18 protein-coding genes, 1 pseudogene and 1 riboswitch are annotated in these 20,257 nt (G+C 46.7%); of the genes and pseudogenes, 6 read left to right on the top strand and 13 right to left on the bottom strand.

What is annotated here, in order from left to right; translation table 11 throughout:
• Positions 1–2: 2 nt before the first annotated feature.
• Positions 3–1,402 (bottom strand): annotated as a pseudogene (locus tag DHAF_RS06740) (MurT ligase domain-containing protein).
• A 135-nt stretch (positions 1,403–1,537) separates the two neighbouring features.
• Positions 1,538–2,554: a 2-hydroxyacid dehydrogenase family protein gene (locus tag DHAF_RS06735; protein ID WP_005817430.1), complete on the bottom strand. Its 1,017-nt coding sequence runs from the start codon at positions 2,552–2,554 to the stop codon at positions 1,538–1,540.
• A gap of 292 nt (positions 2,555–2,846) precedes the next feature.
• On the opposite strand from DHAF_RS06735, the gene DHAF_RS06730 reads away from it, so the two are divergent.
• On the top strand, positions 2,847–3,377 hold the full coding sequence (locus DHAF_RS06730; RefSeq protein ID WP_015943371.1) for a gamma carbonic anhydrase family protein: 531 nt from the start codon (positions 2,847–2,849) through the stop codon (positions 3,375–3,377).
• 185 nt (positions 3,378–3,562) lie between these two features.
• On the opposite strand, the gene alr is transcribed toward DHAF_RS06730, so the two are convergent.
• From alr to DHAF_RS06705, 5 genes are all read right to left on the bottom strand, one after another.
• The gene (alr, locus tag DHAF_RS06725) at positions 3,563–4,675 is read right to left on the bottom strand and encodes an alanine racemase (RefSeq protein ID WP_005817433.1); all 1,113 of its coding nucleotides are present in this window, start codon (positions 4,673–4,675) and stop codon (positions 3,563–3,565) included.
• Between the two features lie 11 nt (positions 4,676–4,686).
• Positions 4,687–6,252, bottom strand: a complete 1,566-nt coding sequence (locus DHAF_RS06720; protein ID WP_015943370.1) for a bifunctional ADP-dependent NAD(P)H-hydrate dehydratase/NAD(P)H-hydrate epimerase — start codon at positions 6,250–6,252, stop codon at positions 4,687–4,689.
• 159 nt (positions 6,253–6,411) lie between these two features.
• Complete coding sequence (locus DHAF_RS06715) at positions 6,412–6,768, bottom strand: holo-ACP synthase (protein ID WP_015943369.1); 357 nt, start codon at positions 6,766–6,768, stop codon at positions 6,412–6,414.
• Between the two features lie 21 nt (positions 6,769–6,789).
• Complete coding sequence (locus DHAF_RS06710; RefSeq protein WP_005817438.1) at positions 6,790–8,070, bottom strand: histidine kinase; 1,281 nt, start codon at positions 8,068–8,070, stop codon at positions 6,790–6,792.
• A 67-nt stretch (positions 8,071–8,137) separates the two neighbouring features.
• The gene (locus DHAF_RS06705; RefSeq protein WP_005817440.1) at positions 8,138–8,743 is read right to left on the bottom strand and encodes a GntR family transcriptional regulator; all 606 of its coding nucleotides are present in this window, start codon (positions 8,741–8,743) and stop codon (positions 8,138–8,140) included.
• 177 nt (positions 8,744–8,920) lie between these two features.
• Positions 8,921–9,048, top strand: a riboswitch (cyclic di-AMP (ydaO/yuaA leader).
• Positions 9,049–9,152: 104 nt separating this feature from the next.
• On the opposite strand from DHAF_RS06705, the gene eam reads away from it, so the two are divergent.
• Both eam and DHAF_RS06695 read left to right on the top strand, forming a co-directional pair.
• Entirely contained in the window at positions 9,153–10,394 is a 1,242-nt protein-coding gene (eam, locus tag DHAF_RS06700) for a glutamate 2,3-aminomutase (protein ID WP_005817444.1), read from the top strand.
• Positions 10,395–10,418: 24 nt separating this feature from the next.
• Positions 10,419–10,613, top strand: a complete 195-nt coding sequence (locus tag DHAF_RS06695) for a hypothetical protein (protein WP_015943368.1) — start codon at positions 10,419–10,421, stop codon at positions 10,611–10,613.
• Between the two features lie 60 nt (positions 10,614–10,673).
• Here the strand turns inward: DHAF_RS06695 and mnmL are convergent, their stop codons facing one another.
• The 4 genes from mnmL to DHAF_RS06675 all read right to left on the bottom strand — a co-directional run bounded on the left by mnmL (position 10,674) and on the right by DHAF_RS06675 (position 13,635).
• Positions 10,674–11,678: a tRNA modification radical SAM protein MnmL/YtqA gene (gene mnmL / locus DHAF_RS06690; RefSeq protein WP_011461526.1), complete on the bottom strand. Its 1,005-nt coding sequence runs from the start codon at positions 11,676–11,678 to the stop codon at positions 10,674–10,676.
• A 20-nt stretch (positions 11,679–11,698) separates the two neighbouring features.
• A complete protein-coding gene (locus DHAF_RS06685) occupies positions 11,699–12,079 on the bottom strand; it encodes a VOC family protein (RefSeq protein ID WP_005817449.1) in 381 nt (126 codons plus the stop codon).
• Positions 12,080–12,122: 43 nt separating this feature from the next.
• Positions 12,123–13,286 carry a DVU0298 family protein gene (locus DHAF_RS06680; protein WP_005817451.1) on the bottom strand — a complete coding sequence of 388 codons (1,164 nt, stop codon included), beginning with the start codon at positions 13,284–13,286 and terminating at the stop codon, positions 12,123–12,125.
• Positions 13,287–13,419: 133 nt separating this feature from the next.
• Positions 13,420–13,635, bottom strand: coding sequence for a tautomerase family protein (locus DHAF_RS06675; protein ID WP_005817453.1), 216 nt, complete (start codon positions 13,633–13,635; stop codon positions 13,420–13,422).
• Positions 13,636–13,899: 264 nt separating this feature from the next.
• On the opposite strand from DHAF_RS06675, the gene DHAF_RS06670 reads away from it, so the two are divergent.
• Positions 13,900–14,088, top strand: a complete 189-nt coding sequence (locus DHAF_RS06670; RefSeq protein WP_015943365.1) for a CooT family nickel-binding protein — start codon at positions 13,900–13,902, stop codon at positions 14,086–14,088.
• Positions 14,089–14,093: 5 nt separating this feature from the next.
• Positions 14,094–14,711: a tRNA (N6-threonylcarbamoyladenosine(37)-N6)-methyltransferase TrmO gene (gene tsaA, locus DHAF_RS06665; protein ID WP_005812360.1), complete on the top strand. Its 618-nt coding sequence runs from the start codon at positions 14,094–14,096 to the stop codon at positions 14,709–14,711.
• An 88-nt stretch (positions 14,712–14,799) separates the two neighbouring features.
• Here tsaA and DHAF_RS06660 read toward each other — a convergent pair whose 3' ends face one another.
• Both DHAF_RS06660 and DHAF_RS06655 read right to left on the bottom strand, forming a co-directional pair.
• Positions 14,800–15,630 (bottom strand): manganese catalase family protein, encoded by an 831-nt coding sequence (locus tag DHAF_RS06660; RefSeq protein ID WP_005812359.1) that lies wholly within the window; start codon positions 15,628–15,630, stop codon positions 14,800–14,802.
• A 145-nt stretch (positions 15,631–15,775) separates the two neighbouring features.
• Positions 15,776–17,752 (bottom strand): methyl-accepting chemotaxis protein, encoded by a 1,977-nt coding sequence (locus DHAF_RS06655; RefSeq protein WP_005812357.1) that lies wholly within the window; start codon positions 17,750–17,752, stop codon positions 15,776–15,778.
• A gap of 329 nt (positions 17,753–18,081) precedes the next feature.
• Between DHAF_RS06655 and DHAF_RS06650 the strand changes: the two genes are divergently transcribed.
• A complete protein-coding gene (locus DHAF_RS06650; RefSeq protein ID WP_005812354.1) occupies positions 18,082–20,175 on the top strand; it encodes a glutamine synthetase III family protein in 2,094 nt (697 codons plus the stop codon).
• The last annotated feature ends 82 nt before the right edge of the window (positions 20,176–20,257 follow it).

The raw sequence follows: 20,257 nt of genomic DNA, 5'->3' as shown, positions 1-20,257 counted from the left end.
ATTTACCCCTCCCCTCTTTGGATGTGTTGCCTGGAATTCAGCTCGCAGCTCTTAATCTGCCTGTTCGCCAGAAGTTCCCGTGTGGGAAAAAGCAAGGTGTAGGTAGGAAGGATAAAAATTGTTGCCTGACCTGCCAAGCCCTCAGATAGTTTCTCCAGAGCATTGCTCATTTCCCGTTCAAGGTGCAACTTGTCTGCCGGTACTCCTGCATATTTGAGGCGGACCGCCATATCCTCCGCCCGCAGCCCGGAACAGACAATTCTTTGAATTCGTTCCTCTTCTCGGCCTAAACACTCAAAGTCTACATCCCACAGCCAGGAAATATCCCGGCCATCGGCCGCTAAATCATTGATGCCGATGAGCAGACGAATAGGATGCTCTTTACGGCTTAATACGGTCTGAAGCACTTGATTAAAGCCGGTGGGATTCTTAACCAGGGTCAAAGTAACTGCTCCTTGGGGCAGGATGAATTGCTCCATGCGGCCGGCCTGTGGTATGAATTCACTTAAGCCCCTCTGAATTTCCCGATCTTTTATTCCTATACGCTTGGCTGCCGTCATGGCCGCTAAAGCATTGTAAAGATTATAATATCCTTGCAGGGTTATGGAATAGGAAGTCGGCTCCACCCTGAATTGGATTCCATCTTCCCCCGCTTTGACATTCTGAGCCAGTACAGGGGGCTCCGGACGCTTATAACCGCAGGGGCAGGCATAGATTCCTAATTGTCCATAATGATAAAGAGTATAGACCAATTCTGCTCCGCAATGAGGGCAGAACCTGGCTTCCCGAGTCTCTGTGCTGTAGATTTTGCTGTCCGGAGTCTGCTCCACCCCATAATATAAAGTATGGATTCGCTCCCGACCGAATTGAGCCACCAAGGGATCGTCAGCATTAAGAATCAAATGCGTTTGAGGGGGAATGGCGTCCCGGACAAGTTTAATGGTGGTATCCAGTTCTCCATAGCGATCCAACTGATCTCTGAAAAAGTTCGTTACGATGGCGACATAAGGGGTAACCTGCTGACAGAATTTCGGTACCGTAGCCTCATCCACCTCCAAGAGGGCCATCTTTACTTTGGATCGTCCCCCCCAACCGGTATTAGCCAGCAACGCCCCGGTAATCCCTGTGACTAAGTTAGCCCCTGCCTGATTAAAGGCAAAGGTCTTCCCGTCCGCCTTGAGTATCTGGGCCAGGAGGTTGGCTGTGGTAGTCTTGCCATTGGTTCCTGTCACCATAATAATCCCATCCGTATAAGCGCTGCTCAGCATGCCCATGAGCTGAGGTTCAACCTGCAAAGCTATTTTGCCAGGCAGGGTTGTTCCCTTTTGCCCAGCAGCTTTAATATACTGCTCATGCCCTTGCCCGCCCATAGGGCAAGCCAAAAACGACTTGTTCGTCTCACGCCTGTATCTCCTTTTCACCCGATGTCCCAATTTTAGCATTCCTTAAGGGACTATATCAAGGATTAACACAGGTTCCTGTCAGAACTACTTGAAAATAAAGCAGGGAACGGACTTCGCCGTTCCCTGCCAGGCTCTTACTTAGCAGCCATGTTCCTCTTCTTCAGATAATTTTGATTGACACAAGTCAAGGGAGCTTCCCCTCTCAGCACAGCGGCAATATTTCCAGCGGCAATCTCGGCCATGGCATCCCTGGTCTCAACAGTAGCATTGCCGATATGAGGAGTAAGGATGACCTGATCCAGCTTTTCCAGCCCTGCCGTGATCTGAGGTTCAAACTCATACACATCCAGAGCTGCTCCGGCAATGCTTTTATTTTCCAGAGCCTTCAACAAAGCTTTCTCATCGACCAAAGGCCCCCGAGCGGTATTGATCAGATATGCCGAAGGTTTCATGGTTTCCAGCTCCCTTTCCCCGATCATATGATGAGTGGCAGGACTATAGCTTAAGCTCAAGCTCACAAAATCCGCAGTTTTCAACACACCTTCCAAAGACATATAGGTGAACCCAAGTTCTTTCTCCTGCTGTTCTGAGAGGCGTGTTCGGCTGGTATAGACGATTTTCATATCAAAACCTTTCGCCCGCCGGGCAATAGCCTTCCCAATATTCCCCATGCCGATAATCCCGAGGGTCTTGCCTGTAACATCCACTCCCAGATGGTACAAAGGAGCCCAACCTTTAAAGCGTCCGGCACGGGTCTCTTTATCCCCTTCAACAATGCGGCGGGCGATGGCCAGAATAAGGCCGAAGGTCAAATCCGCCGTGGCATCCGTGGAAACATCCGGAGTGTTGGTTACTGGGATATTGGCTTCCCCAGCTGCAGCAATATCAATATTGTTATAACCGGCACCATAATTGGCGATCACTTTCAGCTGGGGGTTGGCTTCGATAATATCTTTATCAATCGCATCGGACAAAAGGCAGAGCAGAGCATCCTTGCCTTTCAGACCGGCAATGATTTCCTCCTTGCTCAATAACCGCAAATCATCATGCATAGTTACATCAAATTCTTTAGAGAGAATCTCATAAGCAAGTGAAGGAATCCTTCCTGTAATAAACACCTTTTTTCTGTTTGAATCTACATTTTGTTTCATATATTAAAACCACCTTCCGCAATGTAAAACACTCTTTGCTGGTTCTAAAATACCATAGCACTCACCCAAAGACAATACCTGGAAAAAAAGCTTTTATCTTTGAAAAACTGTTAAATTTAAAAACGTTCCAATAAAAGAGATAGTTCAGATAATTATCTTAAATCTGTATACCTGTGCTGGACAGTCCCCAAAAATCATCTTATAATTTAATAGCCAATTTCCTTTTGGTAAAATCTATTTGTGATGTATTTATGATGTAGTTGTATTGAGCAAAAGACAGGAGGGAAAGCCCGTGCTCTATTCTTATCTGGATAAACGGCCCACCCTGGGGAAGGATGTCTTCATCGCCGATGGAGCAAAGATAATCGGCGATGTCCATATCGATGAGGGTGCCAGCATTTGGTACAATTCCGTAATTCGCGGTGATATAGCTTCTATTTATATTGGTAAAGGAACAAATATTCAGGATCTCTCCGTAATCCACGTTAATACTAATGTGCCCGTGATCATTGAAGATGATGTTTCCATAGGCCACTCCGTAACTCTGCATGGGTGTACCATTAAGAAAGGAACCATGGTCGGCATGGGTTCCACGATTCTTAACGGAGCCATTATTGAGGAGGGCTCTATGGTGGCTGCAGGCTCCCTCATCACAGAGAACAAACAGTTTCCCCCTCATGTTCTGATTATGGGATCACCGGCTAAAGTGGTAAGAGCGCTCACCTCTGATGAAGTAAACGCCCTTAAAGAAACTGCCGAACGTTACTCCCAAAAAGCGCGGGAACATCGGGAAAACAGCCCTCTTCCTATAGCAAAATGCTAAGATCTGTTTAAAAATCCGGCAATTTCGAAATGACTCAGCAAATGAATAAATTTCAAAAGCGGTGATTTTTAATATACCGGTCGAATAATACACTTCCCACAGAAAAAGCACCTTCCTCAAACTGCTATGCTCCCCTTAATGACATTGACTTGACAGGGGGCAGTTCAAATGGAAAGTGCTTTGTTTTATTTAATATACACCCGTGGAACCCGCTTCGATATTCCACAGACAATCTCATAATTTATCGTATCCAACCAACCGGCCATTTCCGTGGCATCGATCCGTTCATAACCATCCATGCCGAGTAGGGTAACCACATCCCCTACCTGCACCTCCGGTATTTTCGTGACATCCAGCATGGTCTGATCCATACAGACTCTCCCAATCATGGTGGTTCTTCTGCCTTTAATTAAAACTTCACCCTTATTGGATAGATTCCGGCGCAGACCATCGGCATAACCGAGGGGAATCGTCGCCACCCGGGTGGGATAGGCGGTTCTGAAGGTTCTGCCATAGCTGATGGTTTCCCCTTGGGGGACCACCTTGATATGGCTGATCTTGGCTTTCCAGGAAAGTACGGGCTCCAAACCTAAATCATTGCCCACATGCTGGGAGGGAGGAAGTCCATAGAGAATAATCCCCGGCCGCACCATGTCCAGATGAGCCTCCGGCAGCTGCAGCAGAGCTCCGCTGTTGGCCGCATGCCGGATAGGGATATGAATTCCCTGGGCTTTGATTTTATCACACATCACTAAAAATTTCCTCAGTTGCTCCCGGGCAAACCTCAGATCACTATGATCCGCCGTGGCAAAATGAGTATAAATTCCCTCTATGTAAAGACCAGGCAGCTTGGTACAGCCGAAAAGTTCTTCCCAATCCTCTTCTCTGAAGCCAATGCGCCCCATTCCTGTATCCACTTTAAGATGAATTACTGCCTTCTTGCCCTGTCTCTCTGCTTCTTTCGCTAAAATTACTGCTTGATCTAACTGATACACCCCGCAAATAATATCTTCTTTAACAACTGTCTCTATGGATTCTTCGGGTAAAGAACCGATGAGCATGACTTTGATATCCGGATACGCTCTTCTAAGCTCCAAAGCTTCATTCAATAAGGCAACTCCGAAACGACGGGCACCTCTTTCATAAAATGCTTCTACTGCTTGTAAGGCTCCATGTCCGTATGCATCAGCTTTGACTATGGGCATGATTTCACTTTCAGTCAAGGCCTGAATCCGGTCATAATTCCTCTGCAGCGCTTGTAAGTTGATCTCTGTCCAAACCGGTCGTCTATTTTCCATGGTGCCCCTCCTTAATGATTATTCTCCAGACTTCTCCGTGCCTTGGGCAGCTGATCCGCCACCTCACCGGCTGTGTATCCGCTTAAGCCGAATTCACCGGTCAATTGATCCGCTGCCTTGCCATGGAGATATACCCCCAGACAGGCTGCAGCTAAAGGTTCCACCCCTTGGGCTAACCAAGCCAGAATACTCCCTGTAAGCACATCTCCCGTCCCTCCGGTCCCTAATCCTGGATTACCGGTAGGGTTAAGGAATGCCCGCCCATCCGGGGCAGCAATAATAGTAATCGCTCCTTTAAGAACAATGATACTTTCCCATTCTACAGCCTTACTTATGGCCAGTTCAAGCCGATTGGCCTGCACTTCTTCCGTCGTACACCCGCACAAGCGAGCCATTTCGCCGGGATGAGGGGTAAGGATTAAAGGCCCCCGGCCCTGGCGCCAACCCAGAATTCCTGGTTCCTTGGCCAAAACATTCAAAGCATCGGCATCAAGGATTACCGGAAGAGGAAGATTGCGTAGAACTTCCTCTATAACCAGCAGCAACTCAGGCTCTTGCCCTAATCCCGGGCCTATGGCTAAGGCTTGGGCCTTCTCCGCCCGTTCGTAGATAACAGGCCAGGCATTGCCATTGAGGGCCTTTTCACTTTCCGCACCCCAAACCGTAGCTTCTGTCAAAGCAAGATCGATTCCTTCCGCAAGTCCACGGGGAACAACCATCTGCAATAAACCTATCCCCGAGCGCAGGGCGGCTTTACCAGCCAACAAAGCGGCGCCGGTCATTCCTTCCGAACCTGCCACCAAAACCCCCCGACCATGGGTCCCTTTATGTCCCTGCAGACTGCGGATGGGTAAATATTGGCACACATCCTCAGTCAATATAGATGTAGTCAGCTTTTCATCATCCAGGAAGCGTTCCGGAATGGAAATAGGGTCTACGCTGACCCGACCCGCATATTCGGGTCCTACCCCTAAAAAATGACCGAGCTTGGGCAGACCAAAGGTAACCGTGGCATCAGCCATGATGGCCTTGCGGTAAACTTTTCCCGTATCTGCCTCCACACCACTGGGAATATCTACGGCAACAACAGGCACCTGAGCCCGATTGATTTCTTCCACATATTCATCAATTAAGCTGGGCAGGGCGCCGCGAAAGCCCGTCCCATAGATAGCATCTATAATCACATCAGCCTGAGCAAGCGAGATTCTCACCAGTCTGCGCTGTTTTTCTCCCTCGATAGTGAAGAGCTTACCCCCGGTATTTTGGTACAGCCGATAATTGAGGGCTGCATCACCTTTGAATTCTTCAGCCCTGGCGAAAGAATAGACGGTTATATCCATTCCTAAGATCAAGAGGTGCCGGGCAACAGCTAAGCCATCCCCGCCATTATTGCCTTTACCCACAAAGACCGTAGCTCTTCCCGCCGACAGTTGAATATGCCGGTCTTCAAGCATTTGACGGACTTCTTGAATCACTGCCAAGGCTGCATTTTCCATGAGCAATAAACTGGGGATACCAAAATCCCGAATTGCCCGTTCTTCCAGTTCGCGCATTTGATGGGCACTGACCACTCTCATAGCTCCACCCCCACCTATCTTTATAGAAAACCCCGAAAGCACTGCTTTCGCACTTGTTGCTTCGCCGTGCTTTAAACGCATGCTCGTAAATGAGGCGAAGTCGCTGGTTGCACTTATGCTTAGAAAGTATATAGCGCAAGCTTATACTTTCTGACAGTGCTAAAAAAGTATGGCCATTCCTACAGCGTACTCTTTCTCGTGGGAAAGGCTTATGCGGATCTGGGTTCCCCCCCGTCTATGCAGCACTATCTCGGCCTTTTCCGTAAGGAATACAGCAGGTTCCCCCAAATCATTGCTGAGGATCTCAATATCATGCCAGGAAAGGCCTCTTAGTCCTGTCCCTAAAGCTTTAAGTACCGCTTCTTTACCTGCAAAACGCGCCGCCCAGCTGGATACTGCCTTATGCTGCAACTTCTCAATTTCACGTTCGGTAAACAAACGCTCCCGAAGCTTTGGTGTTCGCTCACAAGCTTTAGCAAAGCGCTGAATTTCTACAATATCCACTCCTGGGATCATAATATGCCTCCCTAAAAATCCCTACAACTTTTCCAACATATCCTCATCTTCCATAGTGGTTAAGGGCAAATGCATGGTTACAGTCGTGCTGATATTGGGTTGACTCTTGATCTGTAAACCATACTCTTTACCATAGTGGCCAATTAAGCGTTCATGAACATTAGCCATACCCACTCCATTACCTGAACCAACACCGGGTTTTAACACTTCCTGGAGACGTTCCGGCTGTATGCCGACTCCATCATCAGCCACAGTAATATACAGCTCCTGGCCTTTTTGCTCCACTTTCACAGAGACGACCCCATTGCCGATTTTCTCCGTAATCCCATGCTTGACGGCGTTTTCCACGAGGGGCTGAACGCTTAAGCGCGGAACCAAGGCATCCATGAGCTCTTCGGGAATCTCACTTTTAAAATGAAGCTTACGCCCAAAGCGAGCTTTTTCGAGAATTAAGTAAGTCTTAACAAAGCTCATTTCCTCCCGCAAAGTAATCAAACTTCCATGGGATTTGAGCGCCTTGCGGAAAAATTCCGCAAGATGAATCAACAATCGTCGTGAACGATTGGGGCTGGTGCGGCTGGTGGCAATAATAGTATTGAGAACATTGAAAAAGAAATGGGGATTGATTTGAGCTTGCAAGGCATTCAGTTGTGCTTCCGCAGCCAGTTTCGCCTGGTGATCAAGTTCTGCTAGTTCAATTTGAATCCCCAGTAGATCAGCCATCCCAATAGCTAAGCGAATCAGATCCGATGAGAGCTGTCCAACCTTGGTTTCATACAATTTCATGGTTCCCACTACTTCACCCTGACACTTCAGAGGTACGATAACAGCCGCCGCCAGAGGACAATCACAGGTGTTCTGTCTGGGACAATTCAATTCTTTTTGAGTTCGTACTATCTTATAAACTCCGGATTGGATCACATCCCGTGTCGCCCGGGTAAGAATTTTATCTCCCGGATGATGCTGATCGCAGCCCACGCCCAAGTAGGCCAGCTGCTTTTCACAATCTGTGATTGAAACAGCCGCCACTTGGCCAATCTCTTGAATGATTTTAGCGATGTACTCTGCGTTTTGTTCATTAAGCCCCCGGCGCAGGTAAGGAAGAGTCTGGTTGGCTATTTTGAAGCTAAGCTCCGCGTTTCGCTCTGTAGCCTGCCGGGCAGTTTTTTTATATTCCAGATTTAAGTGATATAAAAGAAAAAATGTATTGCCTATTAAAAATAAAATTAACAGATTCATCTGGCCTGTTACTAAGACCAGCATTAATTCCACACCGAGTATGACTATGCTTTCAAAGATCATCCATCATCCCTCATGTCCTCTATAATTCATAGAGAGTTTCGACAGATGGCTATCCACTTCCTGTATTCTAGCGAAGGATTTCCTGAAGTTTTTCTTTCCCTTGTTCAGAGCCTACCGCCAGTAGGATATCTCCGTCGTCCAGGATAAACTCCGCTCCCGGAGAAAATTGCTCGATTCCCCCTCTGACCACAGCCACCACCGTTAAACCTGTTTTCTCCCTTAATTTTAAATCGCTTAAGGTTTTTCCCTTGGCGCTGGAGCCTTTGGCAACTTCAATTTCGGCCACATCCATCCAACGGCTGGCCAAACGATCCGTATAGTTCACGATTTTCGTGAGATGGGCATCGATCTTCTGATCGAGCTCACGTCTTTGTTCCATCAGCTTTTTCAGCTCATCAAAATAGACCTGAATTTCTGCTTTCTGGTCAAAACCCCTCATAAATTTTTCGGCCATGCTTTTGGAGACTACCGTAATCCCCACCCCTTGGCTTACCATGACTACACCCATCGTTTGGAGGATAGCAATGGAACGCCGGATGGTCTCCGGAGATACATTATAACGACCCGCTAAAGTAGAGCGTCCATGAATTTTTTCCCCTTCCCGGTATTCTCCCATAACGATAGAATGAGCAATATCTATCGCAATTTCCTGATAACGTGCATTATATTCCATCGGATTCCTCTCCTTGATTCATCTTATCATTAACCTTTAATTCTGCTACTAAGTGAACTACAAATTCTTACACTTAAATGCTTACTAAGATAACCCATATACAAAATAAACATATGTACAAAATATACAATTGACTGCTACCAACCCATATGATACTATTAAGTTGTTAGTTATGCAACTTAATATGGGCTTAATTTCCCAAGGGGAAAACGGGGGAACCAATTTAGGGGTGAATCGTTTTAAACGTAGAGCATGTTTCAGCTCGAACCCGTCAGCTAACCTCGTAAGCATTGAAGCACATGAGGCGTAAACACCTGATTATGTAATATGCTTTTTCTTGGGAACCGCGAGGTTCTTTTTTGATTCTAAAGACTTATTTTATATCTGCAAATAGAGGAGGGCAATCACTATGGCAATAGAATTTCTACCCCCTAACCCAAGACAGGCTTCACAAGCAAGAGCTTTGGAATTAAAACAAAAAGTTCAATCCTACAACAAACGCAAAGAAACGATTCCCTGCGGCCTTGCCTTAAGCGAAGAATTTAATGAAAACCGAGACTTTATACTGGATCAGTTAGATGCTGACCTGGAGCATTGGCAGGATTGGAAGTGGCAGCTTAAAAACCGTATTCAGGATGCTGAAAACTTGAGCACCCTGCTTCCCCTGACCCCCAAGCAAAGACATGAAATCAACGAGGTGGGCAAGGCTTACCGTTGGGCTGTTTCACCCTATTATTTAAGCCTGATCGATAAAGATGATCCTCAGGATCCCATCCGTCTGCAAAGTCTCCCCTCTGTGGAAGAGATCCTCGACGATTCCGGAGAAGCAGATCCCATGGGAGAAGAGTATACATCCCCTGCGCCTTGCATCACACGTCGTTACCCGGATCGCCTCATTATTAATGTAACCAATTTGTGTGCTATGTATTGCAGGCACTGCCAACGCCGACGGAATATCGGGGAAATTGACCTCCATGAAACCCGTGCTAACCTGGAGGCCGCCCTGGATTATATACGCTCCAATCCAGAGATTCGGGATGTGCTAGTCACCGGTGGCGATGCTCTCCTTCTCAGCGATCAAATGCTGGACTGGTTATTGGGAGAATTGCATGAAATTAAGCATGTGGAGATCAAACGTATCGGCACCCGGGTTCCCGTCACTCTGCCCATGCGCATTACCGATGAGCTCTGCGCTATTCTTGAAAAATATCCACCCCTTTATATCAATACTCAATTCAATCATCCCCAAGAGGTGACCGAGGAGACCAAGAAAGCTGCTGATCGCTTAATCAAAGCGGGAGTCATCTTAGGCAACCAAGCAGTTCTTCTTAAAGGAATCAATGACCAACCAGAGATTATGAAACGCCTTAACCAAGAACTTCTTAAAATTCGCGTTCGCCCCTACTATATTTTCCATGCCAAAAATGTTAAAGGCACGAGCCACTTTATTCCCCGCATTCAGGACGGGTTAAGGATTATGGAAAACTTGCGCGGCTACACCTCTGGTTTGGCCATTCCGACCTATATTATTAATGCCCCGGGAGGCGGTGGCAAAACCCCCATCTTACCACAGTACCTTATTTCCCTAAACGATGAAGAAGCAGTCATCAGAACCTGGGAAGGTAAGGTTGTGCATTATCCTAATCATTAACTATCTATATAAGGAGGAATCGGTATGAATTCACAAAAACTAACCCCTGACCCAGTCTATCAGGCCATCCTCCAGACCCATACCGACAGCCTAAAGCGCTATCTCTCTTTAGCGCCTGCCCTCAGAACTCCTTCTCAAGGGAATAAGAGTGGGGCCAATCCGGCCAATCAATACTATCAAAATCTACAGAGTCAAGCCAAATCATTCGAAGAAGGCTAATAACCTTATCCAAAGTCAAAAATTTATCTTGCCAAGCGATTTACGGCTGGCCCCCTTTCCTTAAATTGAATGGGTGGTGTCAGCCGTTTTATTTTGCGCCTTTTTCCCTTGCCAGGTTCCCCTTCTCTCCAGTTCACGGTCAATGGCATTAAGAATTTCCCATTTTTTCAGGCTCCAAAGAGGGGCTAGCAAATCCTTGCGGGGGGCATCCCCAGTCAGGCGGTGAATAACCGTCTGCGCAGGCAGGATTTCCAGTGTATCGCAAATCAAATGGATATACTCATCCTGAGAGAGTAAGGGAAAAGGACTCTGCTCGTAGATATCAGCCAGAGGTGTCCCCTTCAGCACATGCAAAAGATGCAGCTTAACTCCCTGCACATCGAGTTTGGCTAACGTTTGTGCTGAGCCGAACATATCCTCCAGGGTTTCCCCCGGCAGCCCATAAATCATATGGGTACAGACCCGTATGTTTCTGCGGCGGAGCTTATCCAAACCCTGAAGAAAATCCTCAAAAGTATGTCCTCTCCCCACCCATTCCATAGTCCGATCATGAATGCTTTGCAGGCCCAGCTCCACCCAGAGATACGTTCGTTGATTGAGCTCTTCCAAATAATCCAGCACCTCAGCCGGCAAACAATCCGGACGGGTGGCAATGGACAGCCCCACCACACCCTCCTCCGCCAAAGCTTGCTCATAGACTTCCTGCAAGCGCTTCAGTGGGGCATAGGTATTGGTATAAGCCTGAAAATAAGCCAGATATCTGGCACTGGACCATTTCCGGTTCATGACTTCCTTAATTTCACAGAATTGTTCATGAATAGATTTTTCCGCCTGACCGGCAAAGTCTCCGGAACCTCTGGCGCTGCAATAAATACACCCTCCCTGTCCAACCCGGCCATCCCGATTAGGACAAGTAAATCCTGCATCAAGGGATACCTTGAACACTTTGTCACCAAAAAAATGGCGCAAATGTTGATTTAAAGTGTAATAACGCTTATCCCCATTTTGCCAATTAAAGTTTAATTTTTCTTGCCTACCGTAACTCAACTTGGTATTGCCTCCCATTTCCTCGGCTGAGCTGCTGATTATCCCTGGAATAGTTCCAGTTTCTCACCTGAGGGACCTCTAAAGAAAAAATTATAGCGTCCTCCTTCCATCTCACGAGGTTCTTCATCAATACATTCTACATGGTGATCCTTCAACCAGGCTACCGCCGGAAAGATATCTTTTACTCCCAGTGCCAGATGATTGACCACGCCATCCCCGAATTTCCTTTGGTCATTAACTTCAATCAGCTCAATGACAGTTTCCCCGCATTTCAAGAAAATAAGCTCTACATCCCCGGGTTTAATCCGCTCGATGAGTTCAAAGCCAAGTACCTCAGAATAAAAAGCGGCGGCCCGATCCATATCGATTGCTTTAATCCCAATATGGGCTATACCCTGGAACAATTTCTTCTCGCTCACTTCAATACCTCCACTATCTTTTTTGAACTCCACTTATAGAGCCTTATTGGTGACGATGGGCGGCTTCCCAGTTGAGAAGCCGCACTTTATGATCAAGACCACTGGCATACCCCACCAAATCCCCCTTCTTACCTACTACCCGATGACAGGGTATGATGATAGCTATGGGATTCTTGTTATTAGCCAAACCCACGGCCCTTTGGCCTTTAGGGTTGCCAATATTTTGAGCAATCTCGCCATAACTGCGGGTTTCCCCATAGGGTATTCTGCACAGCTCTTCCCATACTTTAAGTTGAAAATCTGTTCCCCTGGGGTCCAAAGGAAGATTGAATTCTTGGCGGATACCCGAAAAATAGTCTTCCAACTGCTCCATAACCTTTTGATTAGGCAAAGCTCGAGGAATAACCAATGAGCCAGGCACACGCTTCTGCACCCAGGTTCTCAATTCACCTTCTTCTTTTTCCGGAGTCCCTAAGCCTACCCAACAAAGGCCTTTCTGAGAACTGGCCACGCTGATATTCCAAGTGAAATCTGCTTGCTTATATTCTCTGGCATAGAAAGTAACTATCTCTTTTCCTAATAATTCAGAGACCGGAAAGTGGTAATATTCCCCTTCCCAATAGATTTCAGCCATCTCTTGATCCTGAATAAGTGTTTTGTGCAATTCCTCCTCAATTTCCCATCGTTCCTTGGCTGAGGGACAGGCTTTCATCAAAGAAAAAATCCAGACCGCCAGCCCTCTTTGGTTGACATCCCGGGCTTCGAGAAAGGGATACACCCTCTCCACCAAGGGATCCACCACTTCGGGAGCATTAATGGATAGGTTAAGCAACCCCCAAAGAGTCCCTTCCTGCAAGCTTTCATCTTCCAAAAGATTAGCAAGCATCCAGTTAAAGTGACCGCACTCCTTAGGGTTAGAGGCCATGATACTGCCAATCGCCTCAGCGGCATTCCAAGCATTGCCGCCGGATTCTTCATTCAAAGACCAAAAATACCGGCGTACCAGTTCCACAGAAGAATCCTTCTTCTGTTCCTCCGCCAAAGCGGAAGCCACCCCCAGCGCTTCTACTGCACGCCAAAAACCCAATCCATCCTTTATATAAATCCTGTTTACTAAGGTGCGAATTGCTTTTTTACTGCTGACAAGAACCAACTTCTCTAAGTCCTGCCAATTTCGTTCCAGTAAGATTTTTTCCATCCTCTCCATCGTTTCACCCACTTTTCTGATTCTCGACCTATTTATTAATCATCCTCTAAAAGTGGAATTTTTTCAATAGCAAAATAAAGCTAGCGGGGATTTCCGCTAGCTTTATAGCTTCGCCAGATTGAAAATACTCATCCTAGTCTTTAATCTCTTTAACCTTAGCCCAAAAATTAGACTCAACCAATACTTCTCCCCCGATACCAAAGTTGCTGTACTCATGCTCATCGAGAACAACAGTAAAGGAGGCCATTGGCAATCCTGTTGCTTGAGAGGCTGCTTGGGATATTCCATGAATCAGACTTCGCTTCTGATCCATAGTAAGTACAGGACCATCGAAATGAATCATTGGCATAAAATGACACCTCCAAAAAGCTTCTTAATACATCTATTAAGCTTCCCGAATTATAACCGAAACATGTAAAAATAAAGAAGGAAAATTTCAATGAATGGAGAATAACCATGATAAAGGAATGGATTAATAAGGCCATGGAGGTCTTGCCGTTACAATGGTGTCTCCATGGCTTTTTAGCACTCTTTTCGCATTAACATATACAGCACGAAAGGATTGGGCGTTAAAATACTTTAGGTATGTTACTCATGATAAGGAGGAATGGCAATGTGTGAAGCAAATGCTTATTTGAAAGATGGTGTTGAGGAAGTTCTATTTATGGAAGCGGTGGATATTATCGAACCTCATGACGAAGGGCTGAAGCTCGTCGATATTTACGGCAAGCAAAAGTTTATCAGAGCGAGTATTAAGGATATGAATTTGCTCAATCATCGCATTGTGCTTGAGAAAGGTTGATATGTATGAGCATTGAATTGAAATCCATCGGGACCATTCATACTCCCTATATACCAACACTGCCGATTCCTGAGCAACCTGTGCAGGACGCTCCCGGGGAATTCTGGATTTCCCTTAACCCTGAGTATGTCGAGGGATTGAGCGAGCTTTCATCTTATCGCTACATTACACTGCTTTTTTACCTTGACAAGGTATCTGAAAAGAGTTTAAAAGTTAACCCGTCTATAGCGCCCGAATTGGAAGTGGGGGTTTTTGCCAGCCGCTCTCCCCGCCGTCCCAACCCTCTCGGCTTAAGTGTGGTGGAGCTTAGAGGAATTGAAGGAAACGAGATTCTCATTTCCAGCATTGATGCCTATAATGGTACGCCTCTATTGGATATTAAACCCTATATTAAGTCCATTGATATAAAGGCTGATGCCAATGACGGCTGGATGGATACCCTTCCCGACAAGGAGCATCTCCTGGCTCATTTCCTGGGCCTCCCCCACGACCATGCTCATGAGCACTCCCACGACCATGCCCATGAGCACTCCCACGACCATGCCCATGAGCACTCCCACGACCATGCCCATGAGCACTCCCACGACCATGCTCATAAACACTCCCACGACCATAACCATTGATCTAGTGCTGATAACAAACAATGCTCCCTGGAGAATCAGGTTTACCTCTTCTCAGGGAGCATTTTCATAGTGCAATGCATACTCGGGTTTAGTGCACCGGTTTTTCCTGCCCCGCTACATTAGGGGTAGGTGCCTTGGGTTGAGTGTACTGGGGATTATTTCGTGTGCTATCACTATAGCCGGGGCCAATTTCTCCCTTGCTGTCTGCACCAAGGTCTTGGCCATATGCTGCGGGTCCACCATACTTTTCATTAGGATTCTCCTCATATTGGATGCCATTGCCCTGGTTCCATGGACCACGGGCATCCCCCGCACCGGTGGATAGATTCATATACTTCTTCGTGAATTCAGTATCCCGGAAATTCGCATCTGTTCCCGTGCCTTTTAGAGTTTCCAGCGCCTGCAAAAAGGAGAAGTTATGAGATTCTTCCCGACTGAGGAGGAAACGAATCATATCTTTTACACCTGCATCGTCAGTTTGTTGAAGCAAACGCTCATAGATTAGTTTTGCCCGAAGTTCGGCCGATGAATTGGAGGCTAAATCTGTATAAAGATCGCCGGTGGTCTCGATATAAGCCGCGGTCCAAGGAGCGCCCATGGAATTCGTAATAATCGGTCCTGCAGGTAAGAGCGCCATGTGAATCGCCGGAAAATCCCGGGATACATTATCAGTTGGGCCAAGAAGCATGGCGATACATTCCCCAACCATCTCAAAGTGGCTTAACTCCTCTGCCGCGATATCCTGCAGCATATCCCGAAGCTTAGGATCGTTGCAGCCAACGGCTTGAGAGAAATATTGCATTGCCGCTTTCAATTCTCCATGGGGTCCACCAAACTGTTCAAGCAAGAGATTAGCAAAACGAGGATCGGGGCGATCGACACGTACGGTGTATTCCATATCCTTGATATGTTTAAACATACGAACCCTCCTTTAATTTAGCTATAAGTAGTCGAATTTATTATCCTCAAAAAGGGAGAAACTATGCGAATAAAAATGCCCAACAGACAATGGTTTCATCTGTTGGGCTATCTTTTTTAAAAGCTTAATTCAATGCTTGCTTTAATTAAATTTTGAACTGAGCAATTTCCAGACTTAATTTTCCGGCCAGCTGTTCAAGTTCTTCTGCCGTTTTGACTACATTGCTAAAAGCACTGGCTGTTTGCTCCATGGATGCACTCACTTCTTCTGATGCGGCAGCGGTTTCCTCGGTTACTGCGGAGATATTCTGAATCACGTCCACGACTTGATTCGAATCCATGGTCATTTCTTGAATCAAAGCCGTAGTATGCGCAATTTTTTCTCTAATTGCAGCCATGGCTTGAGATATCTCAGCAAAGGATTGGCTGACATCCGCCACAGATTGCACAGTGGCTTGGGAGTGATTCTTCACTTCTTTCATCACACCCACCGCATGATAGCTCTCCCTTTGAATATCTTCCACAATCCCTTCAATACCTTGGACCGATTGAGCAGATTGCTCAGCAAGCTTACGGATCTCATCCGCCACCACGGAGAATCCCCGACCGGCCTCTCCGGCCCGGGCAGCTTCAATGGAAGCATTTAAAGCCAAGAGATTGGTTTGCTCTGCAATATTTGTAATTGCAGCAAGAATACTGCCAATAGCTTGGGATTTACCATCAAGATTACGGATCACTTCACTGATCTGATCAACAGCTAAGCTGCTGTCTTCCGTTTTTACACGCAAATGCTCAACCGACTGCAGCCCCCGCTCATTGGCCTGTTTAGCATCCATGGAGGAGTTAACCATTTCCACCGAGTTCGCCCCGAGGGTTTGGATTTTTGTGGCAAGTTCCGTAACCATTCGAGTACCTTTTTCCGCCTGAGCCGCTTGGTCGGAAGCACCGCCGGCAATCTGAGCTGCTGTGGCATTAATCTCTTCACTGGAGGCCATCGTCTCCTCGGCACTGGCTGCCAACTTTTCGGCAGAGGTATTCATCTCTTCAGCAACATGCTTAATATTTCCGATCAGACCCGCCAACTGAATGACCATTTGATTTAAGGTGTTGGTCAATGCACCGGTTTCATCCCGGGACAAGGCCCTGGCCCGAACTGTAAAATCCCCGGAACCAATTTTCTCGCTATAGGCAAACAAGGCTTTAAGGGCTTTAGTGAAGCCACGGGTGGCAAGTATTCCAAAAACTATAGCTAACGCGGCAAAAATTACACAATAGGTCAAAGTATTTCTGAGGATTTGGGAGACCGCTTTATTGATCTCGTTATATCCTAATACGCCAACGAACTTCCACTGGGTCTTGGGATAGGCCGCAATGACACTGAATTGCTCTTCTCCACCATATGTATAATCGACAATTCCTTGTTCCTGAGCCACGGCCTTCTTAAGTTCTTCCACAGGGATCTCTTCCCCAATCAAGGCAGGGTCAGGATGCGTCATAATTTTGCCGCTTTGATCCAAAAGGAAGATATAGCCCTGACGGCCAATCTTCATATCCCCAACTAAAGCACTTAAAGTATCGAGGGCAATATCAACGCCCACCACCCCGGTTAATTCCTTTGTGGATGGGTCCAGGACAGGTCTGGCCGCTGACACCACTAACCTTTTTGTCGCTGTATCCACATAGGGTTCGGTCCAAATAATCTGCCCGCTGCCTGCCGCCTGCCGGTACCAATCCGTAGCCGTTGGATCAAAACCCGGAGGCAACTCTGCCGCGGGGTACACAATCATCTCCCCACTCTTTGTTCCTAAATAAATATTCAAGATGTCAGGGTTGCTCTCTTTATAAATTTGGAAGCTCTGCAAAGCCTCCTCACTTTCCCCCTGCAGGGCGGCAATCAGAATACGATCTTCCATTCCCAGCCGCTTTAGATTTTGTTCATATCCTTCAAGATACAATGTCGTGGAATCTTGTATACGTTGCATCGATTGTTCTGCTGTATTCTTAAGCTCATTTTCCAGCGCATTACTCGCTCCCTTGTAGCTAAAGAACCCCAGCAGCGCTGTCGGGATCAGGGCTGCAAAAAGTATGACTGCCGTTATCTTTTGTCTAATCGAGAAAACCATTCTTTTACCCCTCTCAGAAACATCCTAAATTTTTTTCTTTTTCAACAAATTATACATATCTTCAAATAAATCAGCAATATATGTCGAAATAAAAGACCATATTTTGTTGAAGCGCTTAAAGCCTATGCGAGAGCAGTGGTTCATTCGGGATACTCTTGTCAGAAGAAATTATTTCTAATGCCTGCTCCTGTCTTGTTTTTTACAATGAGATATGCTATTTTTATGAATAAGGCATTTCGAGAGTTAAGACGCTCAGTAGAGATTTTCTTGCGCAAGAGAGTCCAATGGGGGTCTTTTTCTGTTTAGTCGTAATAAGGAGAGGATAAGAGATGGATTTCTTCGGTAAAAATGTATTTAATGACGCCGTGATGCGTGAGAGATTACCCAAAAATACGTATAAGGCACTCCACAAAACCATTGATGAAGGCCTTCCTCTGCAATTAGAAGTGGCCGAAGTCGTGGCTAACGCTATGAAGGATTGGGCAATTGAAAACGGGGCAACCCATTATACTCACTGGTTCCAGCCCATGACCGGTTTTACCGCGGAAAAACACGACTCATTTATTTCCCCCACCAGTGACGGCAAAGTAATTATGGAGTTTTCCGGTAAAGAGCTGATTAAGGGTGAGCCTGATGCTTCTTCCTTTCCCAACGGCGGAATCCGTTCCACCTTTGAAGCCAGAGGGTATACTGCCTGGGATTGCACTTCACCGGCCTTTTTACGAGAAGATGCAGGCAAAGTTATCCTCTGCATTCCTACCGCCTTCTGTTCTTACACCGGGGAGGCCTTAGATAAAAAAACCCCCCTCCTCCGTTCCATGGAAACCATTTCCAAACAAGCCCTGCGTATCCTGCGCTTATTCGGCAACACCACAGCCAAACGGGTTACTCCTACAGTCGGTGCCGAACAAGAATACTTTCTCATTGAAAAAAAATACCATCAAAAACGTTTGGACCTCATGCTTACAGGTCGTACCCTATTTGGTGTTCTACCTCCCAAAGGTCAGGAAATGGAAGACCATTATTTTGGCATCATCAATGAGCGGGTTACTGCTTTTATGCAGGAAGTCAATATCGAGCTCTGGAAGCTGGGTGTCCTGGCCAAAACCCAACATAAAGAAGCAGCTCCCGGCCAATATGAGATTGCTCCTATATTCACCAGTACGAATATTGCTACAGACCATAATCAAATTATCATGGATACTTTGCACAAAGTGGCTAACCGTCATGGCCTGGCCTGCCTTCTTCATGAAAAACCCTTTGCCGGTGTCAACGGTTCAGGCAAACACAACAACTGGTCTTTAAGCACCGATGAAGGAGTTAATCTGCTGGAGCCCGGTAAGACTCCCCACGAAAACGCACAGTTCCTGACCTTCATTTGTGCCGTCATCAAAGCTGTGGATGAATATGCTGACCTTTTGCGGGCATCTGCAGCTAACTCTGGCAATGATCATCGTCTGGGAGCCAATGAAGCCCCCCCCGCCATTATCTCCATTTTCCTTGGTGATGAATTATCCGACATTATCGAGCAGCTTAAAAACGGCAAACCCAACTCATCCAAACAGGGCGGCGAATTGACCATTGGTGTATCAACCCTGCCGTCCCTGCCCAAGGATTCCACAGACCGCAACCGGACCTCCCCCTTTGCCTTTACCGGCAATAAATTTGAATTCCGTATGGTTCCCTCTTCCCTTTCCATTGCCGGTCCTAATGTAGTGATCAACACTATCGTCGCTGAAGTGCTCTCGCAAATGGCTGACCGCCTGGAAAAAGCTGAGGATTTCCATGGCGAGCTGCAAGCTATCCTTCAAGAAATCGCCATCCATCATTCCCGTGTCGTCTTCGACGGCAATGGTTACTCTGAAGAGTGGGTTAAGGAGGCCGCAAGACGGGGTCTTCCCAATCTCTCTTCCACAGTGGAAGCCATTTCCGCACTGATCAGTGAAAAAACCATTGAACTCTTTAAGCATCATGGCGTCTTCAGTGCCACCGAACTCCACTCCCGTTATGAAATTTATTTGGAACAATACTCCAAAACCATCAATATTGAAGCCCTGACCATGGTGGATGTCGCCAAGCGCCAAATTCTCCCCGCCGTCATGCGTTATTCCACAGAACTGGCTCATTCTATCAATACCATCCGCACAGCGGACCCGGAAGCGGAGGTACTGGCGCAAAGGTCTTTACTCAACGAAATATCCCCTTTGCTCAAGGAACTCAGTTTTAAAACCAAAGCTCTTCAAGATGCAACCTGTGCAGCAAAACAGCTTCACGGAGACGCCTATAAGCAAGGCATCTATTACCGGGACGTGGTCTTTAAAGCCATGAATGAACTGCGCCAGACAGCTGACCAACTGGAAGTACTTGTGGACTATGACATGTGGCCCTTGCCTTCCTACACTAAAATGCTCTTTAGACTATAGCAAGTTATTATACCTTTACTCAGTCGGCGAAATCGCCGGCTTTTTCTTTTTTAGGGGTCTCTAGGTGGATTCAAATGTTAAT

The organism is Desulfitobacterium hafniense DCB-2 (assembly GCF_000021925.1).
Classification (GTDB): domain Bacteria; phylum Bacillota; class Desulfitobacteriia; order Desulfitobacteriales; family Desulfitobacteriaceae; genus Desulfitobacterium; species Desulfitobacterium hafniense.
This window is presented reverse-complemented; position numbering and strand designations above follow the sequence as displayed.